Source organism: Pirellulales bacterium (assembly GCA_019636335.1).
Lineage (GTDB): Bacteria > Planctomycetota > Planctomycetia > Pirellulales > JAEUIK01 > JAHBXR01.
The window spans coordinates 60,922-78,003 of sequence record JAHBXR010000018.1 but is presented as its reverse complement, the minus strand read 5'-3'; the positions used below and the strand labels follow the sequence as shown (position 1 = coordinate 78,003).

Below are 17,082 nucleotides of genomic sequence, written 5' to 3'. Positions count from 1 at the left end.
GGACAAGCGAGCCCTATCCTCTGCCCGAGCTCGAGGATTCGGAAGATGCCGAAACGGCCCCCCGCGATTCCCCAGCGGAAAATGAGCCGAAAACCCCCGTTTCGTCGGCAGAATCCCCTAGGTCTTGTACCCGGCAGATGCGCAATTACGCTGGATCACTGGCCCGAGAACTTCGACCCCGCCGGGCCTGAAATCACGAGCCACCGACGGCCCTCCTGCACTTGTTAGAGGTCACTGCGATGAGATCGCTCCCCCTGCGTGTTCTATTCTGCCTGACGCTGGCCGTGGCGGCCCTGTCTTTCGTCCCGCGCGAATCGCAAGCCGGCTGGCCCTGTGGCGGCTTTGGCTTCTATCCCGGCCTGCAATACAGCATCTACGGCCAGGACTACATCCCGTACTTTTCTCGGCACCCGCCCGTCTACTACAGCTACCCCGTGGCGCGGACCTACGGCTGGAGCCCTTACGCCTATCCGCCCGGTGTGCTGACGCCAGAGTATTCCGCCCCCGAGCCCCTCACGGTCGTCAATCCGCACGTCCAACGAAACAAACCGTCGGTAGCCAAGACCGAAAACACGGCCCGCGTCGAACCGCTGCGGATCCGCAACCCGTACGTCGACCAGGCACTCGTGCAGTCGGAAGAGACCGAATCGAGCACGCCAGTCGCGGTCGAAGTCCGCAAGCCGAAGGTGATCTACCCCTCGGCCACGAACTGACGCTGCCGAGTTCGTCACAGAATAGAGTTCCGCGAATGCCCACTTGGTTCCGACCGAGTGGGCATTTTTTTTTTGCTATCGAACAAAAGAAGCTCACACGAAGAGTCTTTTAACGCAGAGACGCAAAGGCGCAAGGATCAGCGAGAGAGAGACTCTTTGCACCCTACGTCGTGTCGTCGTGCCGTTGTGGTAAACAAATCGACTGCTCCTGTGAGATCGGTCTCAAACTCTTACTCCGCTCCGCGCAGCCAATGATCCTAGGGCGCCCAACGGAAGCCCGGAAAACGTGGTAGCATCATTCCTGAACGAGGCTCTTTAGCCGCGCGGACAGCAATAATTCTCTGCGTCTTCGCGTCTTTGCGTTAAAAAAAGCAGGGACTAAGAACGCGGGATCTCCTCGAAGGGCTGGTTCAAGATCGGATAACGCTGCCAGTCGCCAAAGTCGAAGTGCCACCACTCGAATTCGTAGACGTTGAAGCCCTGTGCTTCGATCGCGCGGCGCAATAGCTCGCGCTGCCAGCGCTGCCGCGAGGTGCCGCCGGGATAGCTCGGGTACGAGCGCATCGAGAACTCGTCGTAACCCCCGACCATCTCCACCGGTTGACCATCGGCCAAAGTGTAAAGCGTCAGGTCGACCGCGCAACCACGGTTGTGGCGCGAGCCCTTCGCCGGATTGGCGACGAAATGCCGCATCGCTTCCGGCGTCGCATCCCAGAACATGCGCGTCACTGCCCAGGGGCGATACGCGTCGTGAATCAGCAGTCCATAACCGAGCGGCGCGAGCGATTGGTTCGCTCGCACAAGCGCCTCGGCCGCGGGACGCTGCATCATCGCCCGGGCCTGCTGGTAAAACACCGACCCCAGAAAATTGTTCGTCGTCGCGTAGCGGATGTCGTACTTGATCGTCGGATCCAGGCCGGCGAGCTCCACCAGGTCGGCGGCGAGAAAGTCTCCCTCTTCGCGTGGCGGTGATGCAGCCGCTGCTTGGGGGCGGAGCGATTCGACCGAAACCACCGGCTCGACCTTGAAGGTCTCGCCCGGCGGCGGCCCCGTCTCGCGCCGCTCGAACGCGACCCCCGCGGCCACGGCTCTCGTCGTGCGCCCCTCGTCATCGCGCGTGAAGACGATCCTTTCGCCGTGGTACAAACCCTCGTTCGGAAAGGCGAACGTGTTCTCGTCGAGCTCCTCGAGCTCGTAGCAGAAGATCCACTCGATCAGCGCGTGCAGCTTGCCGTTGCGCTCGAGAACGTAAAGCGTGTTGTGATCGGGGCCGTATTCGCCGATCAGCCCCTTCCAGCGCTCGGGCGGCGCCGATGGCGGAGCGTCGGTCTGCACGCGTGCAAGCGTTTCGTCGCCGATCTTCAGTCGATCTTCGCCCAACGGTTCGAGCACGGTCCCCTGCTCGTGGCGGTCGTCGACCACCAGCTTGCCGTCGCCGCGTTGTCGCAACTCGCCGCGTGAACTGCCGTGCCACAGGTAAAGCTTGCCGGCGAGCTCGAACAGCTCGACCGCTTGCTTCGATCCGCGGAAAGAGCCGGCCAGGCGTTTCGCGCGTTCCGGCGGGATCGGACCGGTTGCCTCCCACGTGGGAAGCGGCTTACCCTCGCGCACGGCCAGCATCAGCCGCAGGGCATGGTCGGCAATGCGATTCACGATGGCATTCGACACGTCCATCGAGGCCATCGCCGCGACACCAAGCTTCACGTCAGTGAGCGCGGTCAGCTCGGTCGAAAAACCGTACACGGCGCCGCCATGCCGCACGCGCTCGTGCCCCTCGAACCGCGCCAGCGCGAAGCCCAGTCCGAAATCGCCACGCCCCTCGGCGTCGGGGAACTGCGGCTGCCACATCTGTCGCAGCGTCTCGGCTTGCAGCACCTGGCGGTCCCCTCCCCTGCCGCCGGCGAAAAACAGCTCGAGAAACCTCGCCTGATCGATCGCCGTCGAATAGAGATTGCCTGCCGCCGTGGTCGCCAGTTCGAACGTCGGCGCAGGAAACACGCGCCCGTCGTAGGTCCACATCGCCGCTTCGGCGATGCGCGGGCGCAACGCCTCGCCGGGAGCAAATGTCGTATCGCGCGCCGCCAGCGGCGCCAGGATCTCCTCGCGCACGTACTCGTCGAGCGGGCGGCCACAGACGACCTCGACCACGCGACCCACGACCGTCACCCCCGCGTTCGAGTACTTGGTACGTTTCGTCGGTTCGTAGACGAGCTCGGTGTCGTTCAGACTGGCGATCGCCTCCTCGACCGAGGGTTCGCTGGCATCGAAGTAGCTGCCGACCGGTGGCTCGCGGACCAGCCCGCTGCGATGCGACATGAGTTGCCGCAACGTGATCGGCTGGTCGAAGGGATTCTGTGGATGAAAGTCGGGCAGGTACTTCGTGACGGGCGCGTCGAGGTCGAGCTTGCCCGCCTCGACCAGTTGCATCACGGCCATCGCGGTGAACACCTTTGAAACGGAGCCCACGCGGAAGAGCGTGTCGGCGCCGGCCGGACGCGATCGGGCGAGATCGGCATGGCCGAACCCTTCGGCCCAGACGGTGTGCTCGCCATCGACCAGCGCAATGGCAAAGCCGGGAATCTGATGCGCGGCAATCTCGCTCCGAATGACTTTACGAAGCGACTCGGCCACGGCGGCATAGCGCGAGTCGGGACCGATTTTCATCGCATCTGCCCTCGCCAGCGGGAGAACAAAGCATGACATCGCGAGCACAGAGAGGGTCGGAAACGCGCGCAGCACAGGCATGGCGTCTCGCTCGAAGGGGAGGCGCGCGACGCGGGAAACGCCGACAGGCCTACTGCCGCCGTTCGCCAGCGGCGCGGCGGTCGCGAAAACATCCTGCGTGCGAGGGGCCTACCGCAAGGACAGACGTTGGTCGCTGGCAACGCCTTACGTAACAAGCTCCCAGGCAAGGATTTGAACCTCGACTAACTGGTTCAGAGCCAGTCGTGCTACCATTACACTACCCGGGAAAGGGCACGCCCGCCGCTCGGGATAACCCCGTACCGGCGGGACGTTTACGTAAGTTAAGGCGGCCCCCGCCAGCCGTCAAGGTGAGGAGCCTCGCGTTCCCCCGTGCGATTCCGGGGCCCTGCGGACCGATTGCGACCGCGAACACTCCATAAGTACGACGCAGAACTCGCGTCACCGGTTCGCGGGCGCGAGCAGCTGGCCCCGGTTGTCCGCCCGAGCTTTTGGTTGTCTCAGCAGCTTTGACGAACTGCCTGGTGAGGCCGAGTTGCTCTCGCACCAGCGCAGGCCGACAGGCGGTGCCACCTTGAATACGATGCGCGTTGCTCCACGCGCATAAAAGAACCTCGAGGCGACGGCTCCCAGCGCCGAACAAGTTTCCCACGAGGAAACCTTACAGCCGTCGACCCCGAGGTCTCCGTCGATCGCAATGCAAGCATTGCCATCCACGCGATTCAATCTATCGAGCGAAAAAAATTCTTGCAAGAGATTCTGGCGCGTGAGGGCAAGCAGCGCGCACGTCAGCGCGTGGCCGTGGCCGTGTGACATTCCGCGAACGCGCGCACCAACCGTTGGAAGCATGCGGCCCGATCGGCGTAATCGCGAAACTGATCGAAGCTCGCGCAGGCCGGCGAAAGGACGATCGCCTCTCCCGGCTGTGCTCGCTCGACACACCAGGCAAATCCCTCGGCGAGCGTCTCGCGCGAAGTAAACTCGCCTTGGGGCCGCTCCTCCACGATCAGCGCATGAAGTTTGCTTCGCACGGCGCCATACAGCGCTGCGCCCCGCGCGCGCCGGGCGATTTCCTGTGCCAGGGGCGCCAGCTCGCACCCCTTGTCGTAACCGCCGGCAAGCAGCCAGACGGGCGCCTCGAACGCGCGCAGCGCCGCGATGGCCGACTCGGGCGTCGTCGCCTGGCTATCGTTGTAGAAGCGCAGCCCCGCGACTTCGGCCACCAACTCGAGCCGGTGCGGCAAGCCACGATATTCGCGCAAGCCGCGCTCGATCGCGTCGCGGCCACAACCGATCCCTAGCGCGGCGGTGGCCGCGAGCCGCGCGTTCTGCCGGTTGTGCCTGCCGGGCACCGCCAGGGTCGGCAACTCGGCCTCACCAACGAGATCGAGTTGCCGACCACGAACGTGCATATGCCAGGTGGCGACCTGCGGACAAGTGTCGTTGAGCACCGCCAGCGAGCCGCGCCCCTGACCGTGCAGCAAGCGCTGCTTCGCTCGGACGTAGTCCGCCAAGCTCTCATGCCAGTCGAGGTGGTTCGGCGTGCAGTTCGTAACGACTGCCACCTCCGGAAAACGCGCCTCGTCGGGCCAGCGTGCGAGCTGAAAGCTCGACAATTCGAGCACGACCCAGTCGTCCGTGGTGATGGCAGGCAATTCGCCCAACAGGCTGCCCCCGATGTTGCCCCCCAGCCACGTGCGGCGACTGTCGGCCTGCAAGATCGCCGCCGTCATCGCCGCGGTGGTCGACTTGCCATTCGAGCCGGTCACACCGACGATCTTGCCCGGGCAGGCGTCGGCAAACAGCACGATCTCGCTCGTCAACACGGCGCCTGAATCGGCCGCCAACAGCACGAGCGGATGATCGGGCCGCACGGCCGGGTTGACGACGACGATCTCGGCCGATCGAAAATCTCGCTCTCGATGCCCGCCGACAAAAACATCGGCGAGCGGCACTCCCGAGAGTGCCTCGAACGATTCTCGCAGCGCAGCGGCAGCGGCCCGATCGGTGACGGTGACGATCGCCCCCCGCTCGGCCAGGTAGCGCGCCACGGCCACACCACCGCCGTGGCGCCCCAGTCCCATCACCGTGACTCGTTTGCCGCGAACTTCCATCTCGTCTTGCGATTGGTCCATCGTCCGTGATCTACCGCCGTCGGGTCGATTTTACGATGAGCCGGGATTCCCGGGACAGCTCAATTCGATACCGACGAGAAACGCCGACCACCGCCATGCTGGACCGGCCCTTTCGCGACTGCTAGTTTGTCGCACTTCGCCGGGTTGCCAATGCTGGCGCCGGATTTTCGATTCGCCCAGCTCAGGGAGAGTGCTGCCGTGCCTACGATTCCCGCTCAGCAATTGATCGACTTCTCGCAGCGGCTCCTCGAGTCCGGCGGCGTGGGTCCGGACGAGGCTCTACTTGTGGCCGAGAGTCTCGTCGAGGCCAACCTCCGCGGACACGATTCGCATGGCGTGATGCGCGTGCCCTTCTATCTCGACGGCGTGCGCAAGGGAGAAGTCACGCCGGGGGCCGAATTGCGCGTCATTCATGAAACTCCCTCGATCCTGGCCGCCGACGGCAACTGGGGCTTTGGCCAGACGCAGGCGCGCCGGCTCACCGAGCGATTGATCACCAAGGCGAAAACGTGCGGCGTGGCTATCGGCACGTTGATCCAGTGTGCCCACGTGGGGCGACTCGGTGAATACTGCGAACAGGCCGCCGAGGCAGAGCTCGTCTCGCTGATGATGGTCAATACCCACGGCACCGCGCGGCGCGTGGCGCCGGTCGGCGGCACGGCGCCACGCTTGGGCACCAATCCACTCGCCATCGGTGTCCCGCACGCCGATGGTCCCCTGGTACTCGATATCGGCACCAGCGCTACGGCCGAAGGCAAGGTCCGCGTGCGGCGTATCGGCGGGCAACTTTGTCCCGATGGCTGGCTGCTCGACTCGACGGGTCGGCCGACGAACGATCCCCACTCGCTCTATGCCGATCCCCCCGGCACGATCCGACCGATGGGAGGCGACCAGGCCTACAAGGGCTTCGGCCTGGCGCTGATGATCGAGATCTTTGCCGGGGCACTCTCGGGCGGTGTCTGCGCGCGTGAGAAGCCGATCAATCAACTCGGCAACTGCGTCTATCTGCAGTTGATCGACCCGGCCCAGATCAGCGGCGTCGATCACTTTCGACGCGAGGTCGCCGAACTGACGACCTTCGTGCGCAGTTGCCCCACGGTCGATGGAGTGAACGAGATCCAACTCCCCGGCGATCCCGAGCGCCGCCTGCGTCAAGAACGCCTCGCCGCCGGCATCACGCTCGACGACGGCAACTGGGGGCAACTTGCCAAACTGGCCGAGCAACTGGGCGTCGTGGCGCCAAAGTAGATCAGGTACGCCGTACCTCACAAAGGGATCGAGTTCGCCACATCGAACAGTTGTCAGGTACGCGCCTACCCGACCTGCAACGCCAGGCACGGCCGAGCCTCACTTCGACGGCCGCTTTTCCCTTGCGTAGGGTGTGAGTCAGCGACCATCATACGGGCTGAATCGGCCCGCTCCGGGCTGCATGTTTCTCAGGAGTCTATTGATGCGCGCGCGTTCCCGTGTTGCCGCTGGATTGCTCTCTCTGTACGTCGCCGTTGGCGCCTCGCTGGCGTGGGGCGAGCCCTTGCCCGTGGTCCGACAGGTCGAGGCGCAGCCTTTTACCGCGCAGGCGAAACGCATCGTGCAGGCGCTCGAGATGCTCGGCGCGCCGCTGACCACCGAGCAACAGCAGGCCTTCGACGCCGCGCTCGCCGAGGCGGATGATGCCAGACGTGTCGTCGCGATTCAGGCCGTGCTCGACCCGCTCTGCCTGGTCGGCGTGAACATCAATCCCGAAAGCCGCGTGAAGGTCGCACAAGGCACAGCGGCGCCCAAGCTCGTGCAACAGGGTTGGACCGTCTTTCTCGTCAAGGTGCAGAACGAGGCGGGCGTGACCGCCGAGCTGGCCGTGAAGAGCCCGAACGCCGAACCGCTGCAAAAGCGGTCGAGCGGCAAGCCCGATCCAGAGGTCTCGATCAAACCGACCGACGTGGGGGACCGCTGGCTCGACGTCAGTCTCTTCACCGGTCAGCCACTGAATAAGCCTCTTTCAGGGTTGGGCGTCGAGTACCGCCTGCTCGAACTCTATAGCCGCGACGTGGGCAAGCGCGAGGCGAAGCTCATGTTCGACGTGGGACAAGGCACGCAGGATCTGGGGTTTCGCAACGAGGTGAACATTCTCTTCGACGGCGAGCCCGCGGTCGAAGTGGTCCTCGAGATCTACGACGACGACGGCCAGCCCACCACCGGGCAGTTCGTGATCCGCGATAAACGTGGACGAATCTATCCGGCCATGTCGCGGCGGCTGGCTCCCGATCTCTTCTTTCACGAGCAGGTCTATCGCCACCACGGCGAATCGATCATGTTGCCGCCGGGTGACTACGAGTTCACCTGCACGCGCGGACCAGAGTACCTCATCGAGAAACGCAACGTCGCCGTTCCGCACTCGGTCTCGCACAAGGAAATCGTCCACCTCAAGCGCTGGATCAAGCTGGCCGATCGCGGTTGGTACTCGGGCGATCATCACGTCCACGCGGCGGGCTGCGCCCATTACGAGTCGCCCGCCGAAGGCGTGCAGCCCGTCGACATGATGCGCCATATCCTGGGCGAGGATCTCAACGTCGGCTGTGTCCTGTCCTGGGGCCCCTGCTGGTATTTCCAGAAGCAATACTTCGACGGCAAGGTCAGCCAGCTCTCGACGCCACAAAATCTGATGCGCTACGACGTCGAGGTCTCCGGCTTTCCCAGCTCGCACGCGGGTCACCTCTGCCTGCTGCGGCTGACCGAAGACGATTATCCCGGTACGACCAGGATCGAAGAGTGGCCCAGTTGGGACCTGCCCGTGCTGCAGTGGGGCAAGCGACAGGGGGGCGTGGTCGGATTCTCGCACAGTGGCTGGGGACTCAAGGTCGACGGCGCGAAGCTCCCCACCTACGAGATGCCACCGTTCGACGGTATCGGCGCGAACGAATACGTCGTCGACGTCGTACATGACGCGTGCGACTTCATCTCGGCAGTCGATACGCCGGCGGTGTGGGAATTGAACATCTGGTACCACACGCTGAATTGCGGCTACACGTGCCGTATCAGCGGCGAGACCGATTTCCCCTGCATCTACGGAGAACGGGTCGGCCTGGGACGTGCCTACGTGAAGTTGGACGCCGCCGACGGTCCGCTCGACTACGACCAGTGGGTGCTCGGCATTCGCGACGGTCGCAGCTACTGCTGCGACGGGCTGAGCCACTTGATCGACTTCGAGGCCAACGGCTTGGGCGTGGGCGAACCTGGCGCCGATGGCCGGCCCAGCGTACTGGCCCTCAAGTCGGGCAAACCGCTTAAGTTGAAAGTGCAGGCCGCGGCCCTGCTGGCCGCAGAACCGGGAGAAAAAGAACGTGAGATCCGCGAGCGACCGCTCGACGAGAAGCCGTACTGGCACGTCGAACGGGCCCGAGTGGGGGACTCCCGCAAAGTGCCCGTCGAGTTGATCGTCAACGGCAAGTCGGTCGAACGCCAGGAGATCGAAGCGGACGGTTCCGTCTCTGAATTGACTTTCGACTACACCCCGCGATACTCAAGTTGGATCGCGCTACGGATCTTTCCCAGTTCGCACACGAATCCGATCTTCGTCGAGGTGGACGGCCAGCCCATTCGGGCCAGTCAGAAGAGCGCCCAGTGGTGTGCCGACGCAGTCGACGTGTGTTGGAAACAGAAAAGCCTGCAGATCCGGCCGTCGGAGCGGGACACCGCTCAGGCCGCGTACGAGGCGGCGCGCGTTGCATACCGAAAAATCCTTGCCGAGGCACAGGAAGACTGATCCACGGCCCGATGGAAAATGAGGATGTGGCGCATGCCCCGCGCCCTGGCGCGGGGTGCGTCGGCCTGCGCCTGGCACGAAGCTAACGGTCGTGGTGGTCGCGAAATCTTTGACGACGGGTGAAGTTCCGCATACCCGGCGGCGCCCGTCGCCCGAAAGGATGGAGTCGTCATGAGAGCTGCCACCTTTGCCCTGGTGTTAACCACCGCCCCTTTTGTGGTGTTGTTCACCTGGGGCGGGCCAACCCGTGCTCAAGATTCCCCCCCCGCGACGGCCACGCAACCGGCGGCCAAACCGACGACGATCGATCCCTTTCAGACGCAACAACAGGCGATCGATAACCTACAGCGTGGCCAGCGCCGCGCTGAGAGCAACGCCTTCGAGGCGCAACGCCGCGCCGCGAGCAACATGAGCGCCAGCCAGACACAGGCGATCGGCCAGTTGCAGCGTGGCGAACGCTCGGCGGAACTCGATGCCAGCGAGCCGATTCCGATGCCGCAGTACGGGGTGCGCTCGACCGGGGGCCAGCCGCGCCGCGCTCAGAAGCCCCCTTCGCGTGGCTCGCTGCCGCAGCCGAACCTCGATCGATTCAACCCTGCGCTCACGGCTCAAGATTATCTGGGCGGAGCGGGGGCCTTCAGTTACATGGGGCCCCGCTATCCGACCTTCGCCGGCGGCGGCCAGAACTGGATGCCGATTCCACCGACGAGCATCGGCTTCGTCCCCGACGGCATGGGGGGCGTCACGCCCGCTTTCGGCGGCATGATGATGCAGAACGGCATGATCCAGCAGGGCGTGGGCTTCGTGCCCGACGGTCTCGGTGGCTTGCAAGTCGCTCCCTACATCATTCCCCCCGTCACACCAGGACCGATAGGTCCGAACGGGATGCCGATGAGCAATTACCCGTTCAGCAACCTGCCCGGTGGCCCGGCCATGCTCGCCCCCCCGCCGACGGTGGCAAATAACGGCGTCATTCCCCCCGATCCCTACACGGAACAAGCCGCGCTGCAAGAAACCGGCCTGCTCCCGTCGGTCGACAAGCCGCAGGCCCTCGATCAGCCCGAGAACAACGCCGAATTGACCCGGGCAATCCGCGCCTTCCGCGATCGCCGCTATCGCGAAGCGCTGCGACAACTCGATACGGCCGCCGCCCAGGCGCCGCTCGACGGTTCGATCGAATTGCTGCGCGCTCAGACCCTGTTCGCGCAGGGTGAGTTCGACGAATCGGCCGCGGCGCTCGATCGTGCCCTCTCCACGCTCCCCTCGGCGAAATGGGGGAGCGTGCTGGCCGACGGCTCGAGCTATTACTTCGACGAAGAGCTCTACAGCCGGCAACTCGATACCCTGACCGGCTGGGTCGGCAAGAATCCGAAGGATCCCTCCGGACATTACCTGCTGGCCTACCATCTAGGGTACCAGGGTCGCGCGGCCGAGGCCGTGCGCGAATTGCAGGCGGCCATGTCGCTCGGCCGTCGCGATCCGCAGACGATTGGCCTCTACACGCTCTTCGATCAGGAAGCCAAACGCCAGGAAGCCGAAGCCGCCGCCGCGAAAGCAGCCGAGCAGCCTGACGCCACGAAAGAAAAAGAGCCCATGCGGATGCAGAGTGGCCATCAAGAGTTCTAAGACTCTCGCGATGCCCCAAGCGCGACTCGCCGTGCGACGAGCGCTACGCCTGCCGAGGCGCACAGCGATTACGGCGCCGCGCTCATGAACTCGCGGTACTGCTGATCGAGCTCCGAATAGCTCTTGCCGGTCAGTTCGGGCAGGCTGCCTGGGCGGTCCTGCCCCGCATAGAGGAGCGACAATAGCGCCACGAGCGCGTCGCGGTAGCGTCCCTCGTCGTAGTGCATCAGAAAATGCGACAGACCGGCCGCCTGGCTGTAGAGCAGGGGCAGGTTCGGATCTTGCTGGAAATCGCGCATGCCGGCGCCGCTGAGTTGCGCCAAGGGGACGTAGAACTTCGATTCGAGCAGGCGAAAGCGTGCATCGCCATAGCGCACGGCATCGGCGCCCCCCACCGTGTCGTAGCCCTCTTCGCGCGCCAGCGATTCCATATAACAGGCGATGCCTTCGATCAGCCAGAAGTTCGCCCGCGAGCCGACGTCGCGCGAGGTTGGTCGCGTCTCGCTGAAGAGCTGATGCGTCGCTTCGTGGTAGAGCGTGCCGCGATCGTCATCCTCGGTGGCATAGAAAAACGCCGTACGGCGATCTCCCCAGTAGAAGCCGGTCGTTTCGACGTCGGGCGGAAGAATGCTACTCAGCGCCGCGCGATAGTCGTCGCTATCGCGGAAGAAGACCACACGGTGCCGTGGCCCGCTGGAACGCTGCGTCGCGCGACCTTCGAACAAGCTGGCCAATTGGCCGGCGTTGGCGTTGTAGCTGGCGAAGAGCTGCCGCCAGACGAGGTGCAGCCGTTCTAACTCGACGCCCAACGCCACGCCCGCTTCGAGACTGTGATTCGTCGTAATGTCGTAGTGTTCGGTCTCGATCCGCCAGCCGTCGGCGATCTGGCTGCGCGCGCGGGCCTCGTCGGCGGCGCTCATCCAACGGCCGCCGGTGAAGCGTTGCCCTTGCTCGTAACGCTCGACGTAGCTCGCCGGTAGCCAGCCGAACTTCTCGTGCCACACCTGGCCGGCCCGTAACTTGCGAATCTCGAACGGCGTGTGCCACGCGCCGCGAAAACGCTGATAGCCCAGCAAGCGCCGGCTCGGCTCGTGATCGGGATTATCGTGCAGTGCCGACAACACCAGTTCGAAGGCGAGCGAGGGCCTCCCCTGTCGAATGGCCTTCTGCGCCAGATCGAACCGGGCGCTGGCCTGAGCGTGTCGCAGCTTCGTGAAACGCGCGCGCCACTCGGCCGAGTGGCGCAGGGCTTCGCCCTCGGCGGTGTCTTCGATTTTGGACCGCAGCACCGACAAGTAGACTTTGCGAGGATCGAGCTCGTGCCATTGCGCGCGGGTCTCGGCCGCTTCATCGGCCAACTTGCGCTCATCGCACCAGGCGGCCAGCGATTCGAGCTCCGCGGTGTATTTGGCCTCGAGCTCGTGCCGGGCCGCGGTGAGATCGTCGCTCGCGCGCGCCCAGGCCCCGCGAGCCGTTCCGCTCACGACGAGACCTGCGCACGCCGTCGCCAGCAGGGCGAACCACCAGCCCACGCCGCCGGACGCGGCGACAGCCCGTGGGCATATTCGCAAACTTGCAGGGGGTGGCGGACTCAGGGGGCAACTCTACTTGCGGAGTGACGACGGCGCACGAGCGAAACGGCACGCCCTTACGGCGCAAGTTCCACTCTAACGTAGGGCCGCCGGCACCGCGAACACACGGTGGGGGCGCGGCACTCCAGCGGTATCGATGGCGCCGTTTGTAACGCCTCGACACGATTATGCCGCGCCACGGCGTCATTCGGCCGCGGCTTGCATCTCGGCCCGCATCACGTCCATTGGAGCGATCACGTCATCGACCTTGTCTTCGAACAGATCGCCGATGAGCAGATCGGTCAGATGGCCCTTAAGGTCGGGGTGCCGCTTCACGAACCGCCCAAAGCTGAACCCGTCGTAGTACTCGCAAACCAACCGCCGCATGCGGTCCATGCCCTGGGTGAAATTGTCCTGCCATTTGCCGAGCTGCGCGGCCGAAAGATCCTGCTTCTGGAATCCTTCCACAACCGCATCCGCCGCCAGTTGCCCCGACTTGAGCGCCAGCAGCACGCCCGACGAATAAAGCGGATCGAGAAAGCCGAACGCATCTCCCACCAGCACCCAACCATCGCCCGCTACCCGCGAGGACCGATAGGTGTAGTCCTTCGTGGCGTAGAACTCGGCCACGCGGCGTCCCTGCGAGATGCGTTCCTTCACGGCAGGACAAAGATCGACCTCCTCCTGGTAGATCTTCTCGTGATCCGTTCCCCGTTCCTTGCTGAAGAGGTATTCGAACGACGAGACAACCCCCACGCTGACGATGTTGCGGTGGAGCGGGATATACCAGAACCACCCCTTCTTGCCCTGCGTCTGGAGCACCATCGTGGCCCCCTCATCGCGTCCCTCGTCGCGATAGGCGCCTTCCCAATAGGTCCATAACGCTCCTTTCTTCAACTTGGCGTCGGGCACCCGCAGCTTGAGCCGGCTGGCGATCAGGGAGCTCTGCCCCGAAGCATCGACGACCACGTCGGCCGTGATCTCGTGCTGGCGGCCATCTTCCTCTTGCAGCCGCAGCCCCGTCTGGCGGTCGCCGTCGAACATCACATCGAGCACGCGCACCCCGTGCCGCACGTCGACCCCATGCTCGCTGGCATTCTCGAGCATCATCTGATCGAACTCGCTCCGCAGCACCTGCCACGTCTGCGAGCACTCGTGCGGCTTGTGCTCCATGAAGTAGAACGGCTCCGACAGCCGTCCCGAGGCGCTGACGAATTGCACGCTGTACTTCTTGATGAAAGGGCTCTTGTGCAACTTCTCGAGCATATTGAGCCGCTTGAGCACCCAGTACGTTTCCGGAATCAGCGATTCGCCGATGTGAAAACGGGGAAAATGCTCCCGCTCGTACAACCGTACCTGATAGCCCTGCTGGGCAATCAACGTCGCGGCGGTAGCCCCCCCGGGCCCTCCCCCGATCACGGCCACCTGAACGTGTTCCTGCGGTGCTTGCGTCGATTGAATCATCGGTATCTTCGGCCTCATTCGTTTCGCCTGATGCCCCATCCAGGGGGAAAATCGCCCCGCTGTAAGGTTTTCGCGGCTCCATTGTAGAAGTCTTCGTAGGGCCGGGCAAACCGGCTTCGAACGGCCGGCCATGCGGCGCTTGCCGCGCCGGGCGGACCGCGATAGAAGGCATCGAGCGGCGAGCTCTCGCGGTACTCGTGCCCTCCGAGCAAAAGGAGCATTCCGATGAAGGCCATTCGCGAAATTACCCGCAACGTTCCGCGGCATTGGGTGGGCGACGGATTTCCCGTGCGGAGCCTGTTCTCCTATCACAACCATCCCGAGGTGGTCAGCCCGTTCTTGCTGCTCGACTACGCGGGCCCGTACGACTTCGCGCCGGCCCAACAGCCGCGCGGCGTGGGAGAACATCCGCATCGTGGATTCGAGACCGTGACGATCGTCTACCAGGGCGAGCTCGAGCACCGCGATTCGGCCGGCAACCACGGGCGCATCGGTCCCGGTGACGTGCAGTGGATGACGGCGGCCTCCGGCGTCGTCCACGAGGAGTTCCACCAACGCGATTTCACGCAACGGGGTGGCACGCTCGAGATGGTGCAGTTGTGGGTCAACCTGCCGGCGCGGTGGAAGATGTCGGCGCCGCGCTACCAGGAGATCGTCGAACAACAGATTCCCACGGTGGAGTTGCCGGGCGATGCTGGTTCGGCACGCGTCATCGCTGGCGAGCTACTGGGAACGCCAGGCCCCGCGCAGACGTTTACGCCGGTCCACTTGTGGGATCTGCGTCTACGAGCGGGCAAGACCCTCACGCTGCCGGTGACCGATGGCTATACGGCCTTGCTGGTCGTGCAGCGCGGTTCGCTGGTCGTGAATGGCGAAAAGCCTGCCCAGGGGGTCGATCTGGTGGGGTTCGATCGACGCGGCGACTCGATCGAGTTGGCGAGCGAGGAAGACACCATGGCGCTCCTGCTCAGCGGCCAGCCGATTGACGAACCGGTCGTGGGGCACGGCCCCTTCGTCATGAATAGCGAGCGCGAGATCCGGCAGGCCTTTGCCGACTATCAGCAAGGTCGCATGGGCTCGCTCGCCTGAAACGACAAACGACCCGACGGTCGAGCGTTCGACCGCCGGGTCGCGTTGTTGACGGGGCTCTCGCGCGCGAGTTTGGTCAGCTCAGTACCAGCCCACCCCGACCGAGACGCCCGGGCCGTAGTAGTAGCCGTAGGCGGGGGGGCCGTAGTAAACCGGTGGAGCATAATACGCCCGATAGGGGTAGGCGTACGGCCGATAGACATAGGGTCGATACGCGTAGGGCCGGTAAGCACGGTAGGGACGATAAGCCCACGGACCGGCGTCGGCCTTGCCAGCGGTCGCGGTCAACGTGCCGGCGAACACGGCCAGCGACAAGCAAATCCACAGGGCGAAGCGTTTCATGGTGTGACTCCCTTACTGGGTGGCGCATTCCGGGCGAGGTCGCCGCGACGAGCAAGGTGTGTGGTTTCGTACTCGTCGCCATCGCGAAGCATCGCGGGTAGGCGGGGGCATCCGAGCGGTCGACTGTCTGTATTGTTCGAGTTCGGATCGAACCTGACAAGCAGTTCCAGCGCGGGAAAACGACCTCCTTCCCCCTGCTGTCGTCAAATCGATTTGCGCCTGGCAACGGTCCACGGGCACTGAATAACGCCCGCTTTGCGCCCGAAATATTGCATAAATTTTGGCCAAAAAACTAGCGTGCTTTCCGCTGCGATTTGCGCCTCGCGGGGGCTGGCTTCCTCTCGAGTGATGTGCTGGCCATGGCGCGGCGTTGTGCCCGCGCCTGCACGGCGCGCAGGTGGACATGGGCCGTGGCCTGCTGGCTCCACTGCTCGAGCTTGGCCAGCCACTCCGAGGCCTTCTTGTCGTGCAGAACCGGTCCTGCCAGGTCATTTTCACGGCATTGATTGGCCATATGGCGCAGGTTTGCCGCCACATCGAGCACGCGCAGCGCCCACTGATCGAGCTTCTCGGGGTCGTAAACTTCGAGGGTCATGAATTCGCCTTCGCCGCCGCCAGCATGACAGGCGTCCCCGCTGTCTAGGTTAAAGAGACCAGGTGCTGCCCGGCTCCAGTCTAGCTTTGACCGAAACGGACGGTCAATCGCCCGGCAATTTAAGCGCTAAATTTTGAACAAAATTATGCTCTTAAATTAGGCCACAAGCCGCTAGGATGCCCTCGGCCGGCCACGGACCGCCACGCCCCCTTCCAACCCGCGAAGCGGGACGGCCCCTCGACCGGCCCCACCCCAACGCCCCCCCCGAGGTGCCCCGTGCCACACGACCTACACGCAGGCGATCGCGACAAGTCCCCCGAGGACCGCTGGGAGGAAACGCACGACTCCGACCTCGAACTCGAGGCCGAGGACTGGGACACGCTCGATCCGGCCGACGACGAGCTCGCGAGCGATCGGGCGTTCGACGTTCTCTTCGACGAAGAGGACGAACCCGAGGACTGGCGCGACGAGCCCTCGATCGAGCCGGACGAATGGGACTGATGACGTCGGCAAGGCCGCTCGTGACGGAGTGGCCGCACCGTTTTTGACTTCGTTGATTCGCGTGGAGGCAGGGCCATGATCTCGCAAGGAATGGTGGATGAAATCCGACGGCTGCTGGCGGACCAAACCCTTTCGCAACGACGCATCGCACGGATGACGGGCATCAGCCGGGCCACGGTCGGGGCGATCGCCAACGGCACGCGCCTCGACTATCCCGTGCGTTCGACGGCGGACGACCTCCTGACCACCGTCGAAAGCGGCCCGCCCACACGTTGCCCCGGCTGCGGCGGTCGCGTCTATCTGCCGTGTCGACTTTGCCACATCCGGAGACTGAAACGCAGGGATGCGGAGCGGCGCCGCCGGCGGCGCTGGCTGGCCGAGTACCTCGCCCGACCGATCGTTTCGCCAGCGATTGTCCGCGCAGCCGATGCTCACTTGCGTGCGGTCGAAACCGCGGCCGCCGGGCAGGACTCTACCGACGCGCCCGAAGCGTAATTCGCTTTCCCGGTTGGCGGCGGCAGGGCGATCGAGCAAAATGGGCGGCACCTGTTCCGCCCCTTGCCGTGCCCGTCTCGGGAGCCTG

General features: G+C 64.4%; 13 protein-coding genes and 1 tRNA gene. 7 read left to right on the top strand and 7 right to left on the bottom strand.

The genetic code is table 11. The features are described from left to right. The first annotated feature begins 239 nt into the window (after positions 1-239). Positions 240-713, top strand: a complete 474-nt coding sequence (locus tag KF708_17220) for a hypothetical protein (protein MBX3414431.1) — start codon at positions 240-242, stop codon at positions 711-713. A gap of 378 nt (positions 714-1,091) precedes the next feature. Here the strand turns inward: KF708_17220 and KF708_17215 are convergent, their stop codons facing one another. The 3 genes from KF708_17215 to murD form a co-directional block, all read right to left on the bottom strand. Next, a complete protein-coding gene (locus KF708_17215; GenBank protein MBX3414430.1) occupies positions 1,092-3,377 on the bottom strand; it encodes a serine hydrolase in 2,286 nt (761 codons plus the stop codon). Between the two features lie 237 nt (positions 3,378-3,614). Further along, positions 3,615-3,685, bottom strand: a tRNA-Gln gene (locus tag KF708_17210). 519 nt (positions 3,686-4,204) lie between these two features. Next, positions 4,205-5,551, bottom strand: a complete 1,347-nt coding sequence (gene murD, locus KF708_17205; GenBank protein MBX3414429.1) for a UDP-N-acetylmuramoyl-L-alanine--D-glutamate ligase — start codon at positions 5,549-5,551, stop codon at positions 4,205-4,207. A gap of 198 nt (positions 5,552-5,749) precedes the next feature. Here murD and KF708_17200 point away from each other — a divergent pair, with 198 nt between their 5' ends. From KF708_17200 to KF708_17190, 3 genes are all read left to right on the top strand, one after another. Next, positions 5,750-6,799 carry an Ldh family oxidoreductase gene (locus tag KF708_17200; protein ID MBX3414428.1) on the top strand — a complete coding sequence of 350 codons (1,050 nt, stop codon included), beginning with the start codon at positions 5,750-5,752 and terminating at the stop codon, positions 6,797-6,799. A gap of 202 nt (positions 6,800-7,001) precedes the next feature. After that, complete coding sequence (locus KF708_17195) at positions 7,002-9,311, top strand: CehA/McbA family metallohydrolase (protein ID MBX3414427.1); 2,310 nt, start codon at positions 7,002-7,004, stop codon at positions 9,309-9,311. 171 nt (positions 9,312-9,482) lie between these two features. Next, positions 9,483-10,937, top strand: a complete 1,455-nt coding sequence (locus KF708_17190) for a tetratricopeptide repeat protein (GenBank protein ID MBX3414426.1) — start codon at positions 9,483-9,485, stop codon at positions 10,935-10,937. Positions 10,938-11,005: 68 nt separating this feature from the next. Here the strand turns inward: KF708_17190 and KF708_17185 are convergent, their stop codons facing one another. Continuing rightward, positions 11,006-12,421, bottom strand: coding sequence for a hypothetical protein (locus KF708_17185; protein ID MBX3414425.1), 1,416 nt, complete (start codon positions 12,419-12,421; stop codon positions 11,006-11,008). Positions 12,422-12,712: 291 nt separating this feature from the next. Continuing rightward, a complete protein-coding gene (locus KF708_17180) occupies positions 12,713-13,972 on the bottom strand; it encodes a tryptophan 7-halogenase (GenBank protein MBX3414424.1) in 1,260 nt (419 codons plus the stop codon). A 225-nt stretch (positions 13,973-14,197) separates the two neighbouring features. Between KF708_17180 and KF708_17175 the strand changes: the two genes are divergently transcribed. After that, positions 14,198-15,061 (top strand): pirin family protein, encoded by an 864-nt coding sequence (locus KF708_17175; GenBank protein ID MBX3414423.1) that lies wholly within the window; start codon positions 14,198-14,200, stop codon positions 15,059-15,061. 81 nt (positions 15,062-15,142) lie between these two features. On the opposite strand, the gene KF708_17170 is transcribed toward KF708_17175, so the two are convergent. Together KF708_17170 and KF708_17165 are read right to left on the bottom strand one after the other, a co-directional pair. Next, positions 15,143-15,403 carry a hypothetical protein gene (locus KF708_17170; protein MBX3414422.1) on the bottom strand — a complete coding sequence of 87 codons (261 nt, stop codon included), beginning with the start codon at positions 15,401-15,403 and terminating at the stop codon, positions 15,143-15,145. 292 nt (positions 15,404-15,695) lie between these two features. Next, positions 15,696-15,998, bottom strand: coding sequence for a hypothetical protein (locus KF708_17165; GenBank protein MBX3414421.1), 303 nt, complete (start codon positions 15,996-15,998; stop codon positions 15,696-15,698). Between the two features lie 276 nt (positions 15,999-16,274). Between KF708_17165 and KF708_17160 the strand changes: the two genes are divergently transcribed. Together KF708_17160 and KF708_17155 are read left to right on the top strand one after the other, a co-directional pair. Then, a complete protein-coding gene (locus tag KF708_17160) occupies positions 16,275-16,499 on the top strand; it encodes a hypothetical protein (GenBank protein ID MBX3414420.1) in 225 nt (74 codons plus the stop codon). 75 nt (positions 16,500-16,574) lie between these two features. Then, entirely contained in the window at positions 16,575-16,994 is a 420-nt protein-coding gene (locus tag KF708_17155; protein ID MBX3414419.1) for a helix-turn-helix transcriptional regulator, read from the top strand. Positions 16,995-17,082 lie beyond the last annotated feature (88 nt).